This window comes from Aquimarina sediminis (genome assembly GCF_002895435.1).
In the GTDB taxonomy this organism is placed as follows: Bacteria; Bacteroidota; Bacteroidia; order Flavobacteriales; family Flavobacteriaceae; genus Aquimarina; species Aquimarina sediminis.
The window spans coordinates 92,442-104,803 of the sequence record NZ_POYJ01000004.1 but is presented as its reverse complement, the minus strand read 5'-3'; the positions used below and the strand labels follow the sequence as shown (position 1 = coordinate 104,803).

The 12,362-nt window shown below is 32.0% G+C and carries 10 protein-coding genes; 9 read left to right on the top strand and 1 reads right to left on the bottom strand.

All coding sequences use genetic code 11. From position 1 onward, the window contains the following. The 4 genes from C1X07_RS11135 to C1X07_RS11120 all read left to right on the top strand — a co-directional run bounded on the left by C1X07_RS11135 (position 1) and on the right by C1X07_RS11120 (position 3,557). Entirely contained in the window at positions 1-960 is a 960-nt protein-coding gene (locus C1X07_RS11135) for a hypothetical protein (RefSeq protein ID WP_103070097.1), read from the top strand. A 98-nt stretch (positions 961-1,058) separates the two neighbouring features. Beyond that, on the top strand, positions 1,059-1,265 hold the full coding sequence (locus tag C1X07_RS11130) for a hypothetical protein (protein WP_103070096.1): 207 nt from the start codon (positions 1,059-1,061) through the stop codon (positions 1,263-1,265). 3 nt (positions 1,266-1,268) lie between these two features. Next, a complete protein-coding gene (locus C1X07_RS11125) occupies positions 1,269-1,943 on the top strand; it encodes a hypothetical protein (protein ID WP_103070095.1) in 675 nt (224 codons plus the stop codon). A gap of 312 nt (positions 1,944-2,255) precedes the next feature. Further along, the gene (locus C1X07_RS11120) at positions 2,256-3,557 is read left to right on the top strand and encodes a C1 family peptidase (protein WP_103070094.1); all 1,302 of its coding nucleotides are present in this window, start codon (positions 2,256-2,258) and stop codon (positions 3,555-3,557) included. Between the two features lie 97 nt (positions 3,558-3,654). Here the strand turns inward: C1X07_RS11120 and C1X07_RS11115 are convergent, their stop codons facing one another. Beyond that, positions 3,655-5,736: a thioredoxin domain-containing protein gene (locus tag C1X07_RS11115; RefSeq protein WP_164914144.1), complete on the bottom strand. Its 2,082-nt coding sequence runs from the start codon at positions 5,734-5,736 to the stop codon at positions 3,655-3,657. A 256-nt stretch (positions 5,737-5,992) separates the two neighbouring features. On the opposite strand from C1X07_RS11115, the gene C1X07_RS11110 reads away from it, so the two are divergent. From C1X07_RS11110 to C1X07_RS11090, 5 genes are all read left to right on the top strand, one after another. Then, complete coding sequence (locus C1X07_RS11110; RefSeq protein ID WP_103070092.1) at positions 5,993-9,280, top strand: VCBS repeat-containing protein; 3,288 nt, start codon at positions 5,993-5,995, stop codon at positions 9,278-9,280. 462 nt (positions 9,281-9,742) lie between these two features. Next, positions 9,743-9,991 (top strand): GlsB/YeaQ/YmgE family stress response membrane protein, encoded by a 249-nt coding sequence (locus C1X07_RS11105; protein WP_103070091.1) that lies wholly within the window; start codon positions 9,743-9,745, stop codon positions 9,989-9,991. A gap of 172 nt (positions 9,992-10,163) precedes the next feature. After that, positions 10,164-10,526, top strand: a complete 363-nt coding sequence (locus C1X07_RS11100) for a hypothetical protein (RefSeq protein ID WP_103070090.1) — start codon at positions 10,164-10,166, stop codon at positions 10,524-10,526. Positions 10,527-10,606: 80 nt separating this feature from the next. After that, positions 10,607-11,305, top strand: coding sequence for a DUF2490 domain-containing protein (locus C1X07_RS11095; protein ID WP_103070089.1), 699 nt, complete (start codon positions 10,607-10,609; stop codon positions 11,303-11,305). Between the two features lie 6 nt (positions 11,306-11,311). Beyond that, entirely contained in the window at positions 11,312-12,139 is an 828-nt protein-coding gene (locus C1X07_RS11090) for a carbonic anhydrase (protein ID WP_103070088.1), read from the top strand. Positions 12,140-12,362: the final 223 nt, after the last annotated feature.

The following is a 12,362-nucleotide window of genomic DNA, read 5'->3' as shown; positions in this document are numbered from 1 at the left end:
ATGGATGATTTAGAGAATGTAAAAAAAAGCCAGTTTTATACCGAACTCAATAGTTTGTTACGAGAACAGTTTTCTGAAATAAAGCAATGTATAACCCCTGAATATGAACAAATTTTAAAAGAAAAAGAGTTTCAGCACCCTTTACCTATTATTTGCCAGTTTGAATACGCTAGTTGGGGAGGAAACAAGCAATGGCGATTAGAATTGGATTTTGATGAGTACCAATGGTCTAACGAAACTGTAAAACCTCATTTCTTAAATGCATTGGTGTACCTAAGTGTTGGTAAAGAATCAATCGGTTTTAAATATCAATTATGTAGTTCGTTTAATACTATGCTACAACCAAGTGAGATAGAAAAGATAGACATTAAATTACTTAATGATGCTGATTTTGTATCAAAAAAAATAAAAGAAGTAGAGCAGTTCTTAGAAGATTTACCACAATACTTTATTCAAGAAATAGAAAAAATAAATTTTAACGAACTAGAATATATGCTACATCATAAAATACAAGAAAAATGGAAACAAGGTTATTTGCCCGGTTTTGATTGTATCGTTATGGGAGAAGGGGATTTCATTATAGGGAGTGTATACAGTATCTACGATCCGAATAATGGAGAAACCAAGCAATACTGGTCGCCTCTCTGTGACACGACACTCGAGAGTATAGAAAAGTATGATGATGATATCTGGACAGAGGTTGATATTTTTCACGGAGCCTTTGAATATCAAAACCAAAAATTTGTATTTGGTGATGGTGGTATGGGTAATGAAGGATATGTGGCTTCTACAGCATTAACAGGAGAACTCAACTGGGCTATATTTTTTACATTTTCAAACCCTATCAATAAAGCAGAAGTGGTAGATGGGCATTTAATCTGCTATGGAGATACCGGGACAATTATTGATATAGACCTAAGCAATATTACCAAGATAAAAGTAACACAACAAAACGATTGAGCTAATCAGTAAACCAGTAACTATTGGATATGGAGGATTTATTACTAGATTTGAAAAGTAGATACTGACAAGCAGAAATCAATCTGGTAAATTCTAAAATGATTGAAGTGTATTTCAGCAAAGCTATAGAGCCTGTAATTATTCAAAAAGAATTAGATAATTATATGGTTTCTTATCCTAAACTAACTCTTGTAAATAAAGAGAAAAAGGATGAATATGTAACAAGTCATAAGGTATTATTAGAAGGTCTTCTATGGATTTTAAAAAAGGTAAGTCGAGATGGTAAAGTACTACCAGAAATTTAAACAATGAACTATAATTTAACATCCATATTACAACAATTATCCGCTATTTATTTTGAAGAAATAGAAGGTAATTTTGCAACCGAAGAATTGTGGGAATGGATACTTTTTGATCGAGAAAACAGTTTTTTAAACGAAGAATTGCAAATCCATCAACCCTCAGGAGTACCAATTAAAGGCAGGGATTCTAAACTAAATGAAAACATAACCATTGTAGGAGATTATTATTGTTTTACATATATAGATCATCAACCATCTTATCATTTACAAAAAGTCGAATCCCCTGATGATTTGGCAAATTTATTACTTTCTAAAGGTGGTATTACTAATATGTTTACAACAATAATGATTCCTATTGTTAATGGCAAAATACTACCAGTTACCAAAAAAGAAAATCTAACATCATTAGAATCCGAATTAATTAATGAGATACAACAACTCATAAGTCGTTTTGATGGTTCGAATTTTGATAAACTGACAACAAAAGGATATTCCTGCATAACAGGATATAAAGAAAACGGTTTGTCTCAACAAAACACCTATGATACGGTACATTTTATAGAGCAGATATATCAAACATTAGACTTAGAGGCTAAAAGTGATATAGCCGATGAATTTTTAGACTATATAAGTGGTTATATAGGGAATAAAAACCTATGGATTTGGAATAAACCTTTATAGTAAAAGTGGATGTAATAGACCTAGAGTATTTAAATCCAGTGTATTCATTGTTCTTGACGAGCATCAAATTATTGACCAACTCAGTTTTAATCTCTTCTGGTCCAAATATAGAATAAATCAATTCCTCTTCTATTAAAAATAAAAATTGTGATTTCAACTTTTTTAAAGTACTAAGAAGAGGTGAAAATCAGATTATAAACAAGTTTTAGTCCTATAAAGTGGGTAATAAAATACTATTTCTCGAACCTATATATAATTCCATTTGTATAGAAATATCAAATAGGATAGAGGGATAACTAAAATTTTATTTAAATGAAAAAAACTACAAAACTATTTTTGTTGATTGGGATAGTATTAACCCAATCTTTGTATTCTCAATATAATGGGGATTATCAGACGATAAAAGAAAGACCACTAAAGAAAGAATTGCCCTGTGAGTTTTCATGGGCAGCTGTCCGTACAGCTACTGGGATGAGAAACTTTACCAGTGCGCATAGAGAACAACCTTTTCAAGGACCATGTTTATCTTTTGCATTTAATGCAGCGATAGAAACTACTTATATGATAGAATATGATCAGATGTCTCCATTAAAACTTTCTGATGCATATTTGGATATGAAGGTGTTTAGTGAAGATATGAACGCATATAAAACAGTACTCGAATCTGGATTTGAGATTCCTAAACATATCCCTGGTAGTTTTGAGTATATGCCAAGTACTTTTTTGCCAGGAGTAGATTCTTGGTTTGATACTGCATACAACAGTTTTAGGTTAAAAGCTATGAACTGTATTAATGATGGAAGGAATTTTGTGGTATCTGCTATAGATGAACCGCCAACAACATATGAAGTTCTGGATACCTGTGGGGATTTTGTTACAGAAGATGATTATTTATCGGTCGATGATGTAATTGCAATACCGATGGATATAATTCCTACTGTAAAAGATCTAAAAGAGATCATTATTGAGAAAGGTCCGGTTGTCATTAAAGTCAATAACGAAAAGATAGGTTCAGAATATACTTTACAAAAATTCAAGAATTATACCACTCCAAGTATAGAAACATTATCCTACCACGCATTTACACTTATAGGTTGGGAAGACGGACCAGGTGATACTACCAAATGGATTGTAAAAGACAGTTGGTTATCTGCAGGCGCTGTATCCAATATGATGTCTGATACAGAATTTATTGATTTATTGACATCAGAAACTATAGAGTTATACAGAGTCGAAAATGTAGTGAAAAATGACACGCTACCAAATGTTTCAACATTTACAGTAGATTATGATTTACAATGTGCACCTGTACCACAACCTTTTTTCCTTATGTCGATAGGAGTAGAATTACATTATGCCTGGATAGGAGGAAAACTATATTCTAAATTTTTTGTACATAGTAATATTGAAGCTGATGAATGGGAGTGGAGCATTCTTACACCTTCATATACTACGTCAGAGATTCATGGATCTACCCATAGTAGTATACTTCTTAGTCCGCACGAGAGCGGATATGTAAGCCTGAAAGTTAGGGCACGAAAAGATGGAGTCTGGACACCTTGGAAACATAAAACAATATATGTTGCTAATGGTAGTTCTGGAGGAATGTATTAAGAGATGCAAAAATAGGTTTCATCAATAGTTGCGAAACCTATTTTTGTCCTTCTTGCACCACGGATGATTATAATCGTCCGTGGCTTTTAATTTTATTTTATAATTGTTTTAGTGCTTGTTCTACGGTCTGAACTGGGAGTTTACAAGAGCCTTCCTGACAGACATAGATAAAAGTGGCATCTTCGACATATTTATTCTTAAATACCGGTAGTGAGCTTTTATGAGTACTAGCAGCCACAATAGTATTAGGAATATGACGGACGTTAAAAACTTTGGCTATAGAATCCGCTTTTTCTCCAACAATAACAATTTCATAAAACGGGTAAACAGTATGAAGCTGCAAAGCATTCCATTTTGAAAAATCTTTTGCATTATCTGTTAGATATTCTGCCATTGAAGATAGCATTTGTTTGGATGTTTTTGTAAAATCAGTATTGTAATTTAGAACACCAAGTCTTTTTAAATTATGCCCCATAACAGCATTGGGTGATGGGATCACTCCATCATCTACTTTAATGAGTGTAGAGATAAGTTTACTTTCCTTGGTGTATTTATACATTTCGGTTACCGAATCGGCAAAATATTTGGAGACAACAGTATTGAGTTCATTTGCTCGATCTAGATATTTTGTTTCCGTAGTGACACTAAATAGGTTGATATTGACATCGATTAAGAAGGCGTAATCTTCTAAAAATCCTTCTTGTTGTTTATCTCCTTTTTTAAAACTATGGACTAAGAAATCACCTGCTGTATTATTTTTTTCAATAAAATCATAAAGTGCGATGGCTTTATCCAAATATTCTTTTTCTCCAATAGCTTTATAGGCATCAATAAAACCATTAATCAACAATGCATTCCAGGAAGTAATGATTTTATCATCAAAAGCAGGATGCGTTCTTTTTTGTCTTTTATTAAGAAGTGATTTACGCCATTTCTTTTTTAGCGAAGTAAGGTGATCAATAGAAAGATCGTTTTGAGCTATAAAAACACTATCATTAGACGATTGTGTTAAAATGAAATTGGTTTTATTTTTGTCGTCATCAGATGGTTCTAGTTTATAATATACCAAGAAGAGATCAGATTCTTCTTTTAGGATAGATTTTAACTCTTCTTCTTTCCATTGATAATAAATACCTTCTTCACCCTCACTATCCGCATCTATAGCAGAATAATATCCTCCATCTTTGCCTTTCATTTCGCGTTCTAAAAAATCAATAGTTTCTACTACCACATTTTTATATGCTACTTTTTTATAGGTTTGAAAAGCTTTAGAATACAAGCTGATTAATTGTGCATTGGTATAAAGCATTTTTTCGAAATGAGGAATTTTCCAATGGGGATCAGTACTGTACCTAAAAAAGCCCCCTCCTATATGATCATAAATACCACCAGAGGCAATCTTATTTAAAGTGTTTGTCACATGATTATTTATAGTGTCATTAGTCGTTAGTGTAGCATAATCTATTAAGAAATCAAGGTTATGGGCTTTTATGAATTTTTGATTTTCTAGATTTCCGCCCCATTCATGATCCCATTTTTTTTGCCAGTTTTTTACACTAAGATCAAGGTTGTCCCTGGATAAGTTAGTACTATCTTTTTCAGGTTTAATCAGGTTCGTATCTTGTATGCCAGATGAAATTTTATTTGCATATTCATTGAGTTTTTCGGGGTTTTGTTGATATAAATCCGCAACTTTACCTAAGATATCTTTCCATTCTTCATTAGTATGATATGTACCACCATATACAGGTTTACCATTTGGAAGGATAATTACATTAAGAGGCCAGCCTCCATTACCTTGCATGAGTTGTACTGCGGTCATATATAGGTGATCCAAATCAGGACGCTCTTCTCTATCCACTTTGATATTTATGAAGTTTTCGTTCATAGTTTTGGCAACATCTTCATCGGCAAAAGTTTCTTTCTCCATCACATGACACCAATGGCAAGAAGAATATCCAATACTTACGATAAGCAATTTGTTTTTTTCGGCAGCTTCTTTTAGAGCATTATCACTCCACGGTCTCCAGTCTACCGGATTATGGGCATGCTGTAACAAATATGGACTCGTTTCATTAATTAGTCCATTGGTGAATTTATGTTTGGTTTGTAATTGTTGGTTTTTACAACCAAAGGCAAGAAATAATACTGTAAAAAAAGCAAGTTTTAGAATTCGCAAACTATTAAATGTTTTATTAAAAAAAGAAAGTTTCGTATCTGACCAAAATACAATATTTGTAAAATATCTACAACTCTTGTATTCTTATTCCTTTTTGCAAGAAAATATGTATTTTTATTTTGTCTATCTTCATGTATTAATAAGTGTTGTTTGTCTATCAAAATATGTTGTTTAGGAGATAAGTTTATAATCAAAAAAAATGTTCCTTACTTTCAGAATTCTCAATAAGGAATACAAAATTATTTTAAAAAAAATCATGCGTACTATATTTTGCCTGCTACTATTAGTTCTTGTTTTTTTTGGGTGTTCAGATTCTCAAAAAAAAGAAAAGAAGGGTGTACATGAAAAACAGAAACCCAAGATGTTTGAGCTAGTTTCTGGAGTTCATAGCAATATTAACTTTAAGAATAAAGTTGAAGAGACATTATATTTTAATTTTCTGAATTACTCATATATCTATAACGGAGGGGGAGTAGCAATTGGAGATATTGATAATGATGGGCTTGAAGATGTGTATTTCAGTTCTAATCAGGGGACAAATAAGCTGTATCTTAATAAAGGAGATTTTGTGTTTGAAGATATCACAAAAAAGGCAGGAGTAGTAGATCAAGATGGATGGTCTACTGGTGTTTCTATGGTAGATATTAATACAGATGGATGGTTAGATATCTATGTCTGTAAATCAGGATCCCTAAAAAGTAGTAAAAAAAGAAAAAACCAGTTGTATATCAATCAAAAGGATGGAACTTTCTTGGAACAAGCAAGCGAATACGGGTTAGCTTCGAGTGCGTTTTCAACTCAGGCATATTATTTTGATTTTGATAAAGACGGTGATATAGATATTTACTTGGTCAACCATAGACCTGACTTTAATAATAATGTCACTATTGATCCCAGAGTACAAATGGATTATCAACCAGAGAGTACCGATCAACTCTTTGAAAATATTGATGGAAAATATCAGGATATTACCCAAAAATCAGGGATACTTAATAAAGCATGGGGACTTAGTGCTTCTATTGGTGATTTTAATGAAGATAATTGGCCAGATATTTATGTAGCAAATGATTTTTTGGAATCAGATTTTCTATACATCAATAATCAGGATGGTACATTTAGTAACACAATTCTTACCACTTTTGATCATATCACTGCCAATAGTATGGGGTCTGATTTTGCAGATGTAAATAATGACCTTAAACCTGATCTTGTAGTGTTAGATATGGTATCAGCAGATCATAAGAGAAGCAAGGAAAATATGGCAACTATGAGTACCGAAAACTTTAATACTTTGGTAGATGCAGGATATCATTATCAGTATATGTCTAATATGTTACAGCTCAACCTGGGTGATGGGGTGTATAGCGAAATTGGACAACAGGCAGGAATATCAAAAACGGATTGGAGTTGGGGACCGGTATTAGCGGATTTTAATAATGATGGTTATAACGATCTTTTTGTTACTAATGGGATTCTCCATGATCTTTCCAATCAAGATTTTAGAAATAAAATGAAGACCAATATTCGTAATAGAAAAAAGGTAACTCTGGATCAAGCAATACAGATGATGCCTTCTACCCAGTTATCTAATAAGATGTTTATGAATAATGGAGGGTTAGATTTTTTGCCTGTTACCGAAGAATGGGGACTGCAAAAGAGAGTTAACTCTAATGGGGTAGCATATGCAGATTTGGATAATGATGGAGACTTAGATCTTGTTATTAATAATCAAATGGATACTGCTGGGGTGTATAAAAATAATCAAAACAATAATTTTATTTCAATAAAATTATCAGGTACCGAGAAAAACCCTAATAGTATAGGTGCTATCGTTAATATATATACCAAAGATCAACAACAGTCTAAGGAGTTTTATTCCGTAAGAGGTTTTCAGTCTTCTGTGAGTCAGCGCTTACATTTTGGAGTTGGAGATAGGACCACAATTGATAGTATACATGTACAATGGTCGCTAAGCGAAAGCACGATACTACGGAATGTAGAAAGTAACCAGATACTAACCATTAGCCAGAAAGATGCAATAAATAAGGATATCAGAAAGAAGGATGAAGCGAGAACTACCTTGGTGGATGCAACAGAGTTTGGCGTGAATTATAAAAACAGTGAACGTGAATTTGATGATTATCAACTACAGTTATTATTACCCCAAAAACAGAGTGAAAAAGGAATGGCACTTATTGTTGGTGACGTAAATAATGATAAAAAGGATGATTTTTTTGTCGGAAACGCTAAAGGTGCAGCTGCAGCCGTTTATATCCAGCAAGAAGATGGAACATTTAGAGCATCAAGTACGACAGTATTTGAAAAAGATATCGATTTTGAAGACAATCAGGCACTGTTTTTTGATATGGATAATGACGGAGATCAGGACTTATATGTTACCAGTGGTAGTTATGAAGATAATGAGAATAGTAAATGGCTTATGGATAGAATATATGCCAATGATGGCAAAGGCAATTTTGCAAGAGTAGATATCCTACCACAAATAAAGACAGTATCTACCTCGATTACGGCAACAGATTTTGATAAAGATGGTGATCTTGATCTCTTTGTAGGTGGGGGAGTGATACCAGGACAATATCCATTATCCTATCCTTCCTACATGCTAAAAAATGAATCAGGAAAATTTATAAATGTAACAGATCAAGTCTCAAAAGGATTTGACACCCTAAAAATGGTTAATAATGCAGTCTTTTCTGATTATGATCAAGATGGGGATGATGATCTCTTTGTAGTAGGAGAGTGGATGCCTATTACTGTTTTTGAGAACAAAAAAGGTGTTTTTATAAAAAAAGAAGATAATGGGTTAGAGAATACATCTGGTTGGTGCTTTAAGATACAACCTGTGGATATAGATCATGATGGAGATCAGGATTACTTGATAGGTAATATGGGACAGAATACTAAGTTTCAACCCAAAACAGATAAGCCATTACATATTTATGCTAAAGATTTTGATCAGAATAAGAATATGGATGTGATATTAAGTAAGGAGTCCAAAACAGGAGTTCTATTACCAGTAAGAGGTAAAGAGTGTTCTTCTGAACAGTTACCAATGTTAAAAAATAAATTTAAGACATATGGAGAGTTTGCTGACGCTTCCTTATCAGATATTTACGGAGAGCAGGATTTGAGAGAAGCCACACATTATACGGTTACTAATTTTAATACTATGATGTTGATTAATAATGGAAAAGGTAACTTCAATATAAAACCATTACCAGCGCAGGCTCAATTTGGACCTACCACAGATTTTGTAGTTTCTGATTTTAACAATGATGGGATCAATGATGTTTTTGGTGTAGGATCTTTATATGAGGCAGAAGTAGAAACCGTACGATATGATGCTAATAAAGGATATTTCCTTATGAGGAATAAAGAAGATGCCCTTAACTTCTCTGCAAAGTTACCTGCTTTACAAGGACTACAATTTAAAGGAGTAGAAACTATTATTATAGGAGACAAAAAATACCTTCTTCTTCTTTGTAAAAATGAAAGCTTAAAATTATTACCAGTCTTTGATTAATATGTTTCTATATTTATGGTGAAATAAAATAATCAACTGTCAAGTAATTTGAAGACAGTATAAGTTATATTATTATAATGTATAAGGTTACATCGTTACAATGTAATATCTGTTTTGATGAAAAAGTACTCAAAAGAAAATGGATGATTTTTGTTCTAAACAAAAAAAAAACAATTGTGACACTAAGTACTCGCAAAGGAGGATAGAAACTAGCTCTGAGTAGAAGTATAACCTCTAATTTGTATGAGGTATATGTCTATGGCTCAACATTTATTATTGATTTGATTAACTCTTCAAACCAAAAACCACTATAGCTATAATAGGTAAATACATTGATTGAAGTCATAAAGGGTATTGAGGTAGTAGTTAATCAAATGGGATAGATCCAAAATGTTAAACGTATCGGATAAGTTCTTATTTTTGAATATATTAACACTTTATTAGTAATTTAAAACTTAGGATATGGAATTAATTGTTACGATTATCATTGGCGCAGTTGCGGGTTGGTTAGGTAGTACCATATATAAAGGTGGCGATTTAGGAATCATAGGAAACATTATAGTTGGAATTGTCGGTAGTTTTGTTGGTTACTGGCTTTTAGGAAAACTGGGTATTAACTTGGGTACTGGTTGGGTAGGAGCGATACTTACTGGAGCTATAGGAGCAATTCTTATTCTGTTTGTACTTAATTTAATATTCAAAAAACGTTAACTTTGATTACTCTCAAAGGATACTAAAAAGCTACCGAATTCGGTAGCTTTTTTACTTATAAAGCATTAAGTGAGGGTATTATAAATGCCCTAAAAAAAGAATAAAATGACAGATAAGGTTCCAAATGTTCATAAAGCTCCATAACTTTGTAATCTAATTCTCAAAACCAATAATGTTTTTTTTATATAAAAAATATTATATAGCTCAACTACTGTTATTACTATTAATCTTCTCGAATAGTAATAGAATATATTCATATCATACAAGCAATAGTACGCTACCATATTCTATAGATAGGGTATACGTTGATCAAGGTGATTTTGAGGATAGTTTTCAAGAAAATATTCAAGGTAATAACACCTATGAAGAAGTAGATAGAGAAGAAGATACCAGAGACTATTTTGGTAGCATTACTTTTACTTCAAAAAAAGCAAATATACCTCTTGATACTTCTAATGGGGTACAAAATTACACTTCAAATTACATCAAAGAGAAAATTTATATTCTCTATCATCAACTTAAAATAGGATCATAATAGCGGTTATTCTTAAGCTGGTGTTTGATATAGAATCAGATACCTAACACTAGAACAATTAATTTTATAAATACCGTATTATGAAAAAAATAGCATATCTATTGTTATATGTTCCATTATTTTCCTTTTCTCAGGATTCTGATAATCAGCATTATAGTGTCTGGAACTCACTCATTGTAGATTACCATCTTAATGATGAGCTTTATGTAAAAAACGAAGCACATATAAGACGAACAGATTTTGTAAGTAATTGGCAGCAAATACTTATTCGTCCTTCTATTCATTATAGACCGTTTGAGGCAGTTGATTTTTCTGTGGGATATTCATTCGCCAAAAATTTTAGGACTATAAAAAAAATTAATGAAAACAATGTTTGGCAACAAGTATCATTTTTGAATCATTTAGGAAAATCAAAATTTGACCATCGATTTAGGTTTGAAGAACGATTTATTGAACAACCTTTCCCATTATCTTCTGATAGTGCGACAAAATTTGCAACATGGTTCCGTTATCGTTTTACTTGGAAAATCGTTTTACTGAAAGTCACGGAAATAAAAAAAATAAGTTTTATCGCTTTTGATGAGATTTGGTTAAATACCGAAAAAGGTATAGTTCCAAGAGCAGTCAATCAAAATTGGTTTTACACTGGTATAGCATACCCGATTATTAAAAATGGATCATTAGGTATAGGTGTTATGAGTGATTATACTCCATTAGAGAATAATACTTCTATAACTAACAGCATCATGCAAACAACATTAAAATATCATATTAATTAAGATATCATGAAAACAAAATACATCATTCAAATACTTTTGTTAGTCGTAGTTATTACATCCTGTAGCAATAGTAAAAAAGAACCTCTTGATGTAATATCAAAAGAAGTTGTAGATCATAAACAAAAATTACCCAAAGCTCTTGAGAACGAAAAACATTGGAGTTACAAAGGAGAAACTGGACCAGAACACTGGGCAGAAATAGTAAAGGATTCAGATTGTGGAGGTACGTTTCAATCACCAATTAATATAATAACTATAGATGCAGTGGTAGATAAAAAATTAAAACCTCTGGATATACGCTATGCCAAAGAAACCAAAATACATGAGGTGATTAATAATGGTCATTCTATTCAATATAATTTTGAAAAAGGAGATTATATTAATTATAACAAGAATAAATATGTATTAAAACAAATTCATTTTCATGAAAGTGCAGAACATACTATTGATGGTATTCGTTATCCTATTGTAATACATATGGTTCACGTTAGTACTAAAGGAGAGTTTTTAGTAGTAGCCGTAATGGCAAAAGAAGGAGAGAATAGTACACCTTTTGAGTTTCTTGAAAGCTTTCTACCTATAAAGAAGGGAGAAGTAAAACAAGTTAATGAATCGTTTGATTTGACTGAAAACTTACCAGAAAACAAAAGTTACTATACTTATAAAGGTTCATTAACAACGCCACCTTGTACTGAAGGAGTAAACTGGTTTATTCTTAAAAATCCCATCACAGTATCATTACAACAAGTACTTACATTACGAGATCTTATGCCAATAGATAATTATCGAAGCGAACAGCCCTTACATGGAAGGGATGTAAAAATCATGAAATAAAACAATTTAGAGATGTAGAGGGGGGAAACCCAAGTGAAAGTATGTAAGTCCTCTCGTACAAAAAATAAAAATGTACGAGAGGAACTTATAATGATAAAATAACATTTAAGTACAAGAAATATTGCTTTTTCAATAATTTGATAATGCGAAATAAGTGCAAGAAGACTTTATTTAATGTATTTTTAATTTGCAAAAAAAGAGTTTTTTTGATTTGTTAGCCCAA

What these genes read in the sequence shown, in the direction of transcription:
- C1X07_RS11135 (WP_103070097.1), top strand. Translation starts at nt 1, where the DNA reads ATGGATGATTTAGAGAATGTAAAAAAAAGCCAGTTTTATACCGAACTC.
- C1X07_RS11130 (WP_103070096.1), top strand. Translation starts at nt 1,059, where the DNA reads ATGATTGAAGTGTATTTCAGCAAAGCTATAGAGCCTGTAATTATTCAA.
- C1X07_RS11125 (WP_103070095.1), top strand. Translation starts at nt 1,269, where the DNA reads ATGAACTATAATTTAACATCCATATTACAACAATTATCCGCTATTTAT.
- C1X07_RS11120 (WP_103070094.1), top strand. Translation starts at nt 2,256, where the DNA reads ATGAAAAAAACTACAAAACTATTTTTGTTGATTGGGATAGTATTAACC.
- C1X07_RS11110 (WP_103070092.1), top strand. Translation starts at nt 5,993, where the DNA reads ATGCGTACTATATTTTGCCTGCTACTATTAGTTCTTGTTTTTTTTGGG.
- C1X07_RS11105 (WP_103070091.1), top strand. Translation starts at nt 9,743, where the DNA reads ATGGAATTAATTGTTACGATTATCATTGGCGCAGTTGCGGGTTGGTTA.
- C1X07_RS11100 (WP_103070090.1), top strand. Translation starts at nt 10,164, where the DNA reads ATGTTTTTTTTATATAAAAAATATTATATAGCTCAACTACTGTTATTA.
- C1X07_RS11095 (WP_103070089.1), top strand. Translation starts at nt 10,607, where the DNA reads ATGAAAAAAATAGCATATCTATTGTTATATGTTCCATTATTTTCCTTT.
- C1X07_RS11090 (WP_103070088.1), top strand. Translation starts at nt 11,312, where the DNA reads ATGAAAACAAAATACATCATTCAAATACTTTTGTTAGTCGTAGTTATT.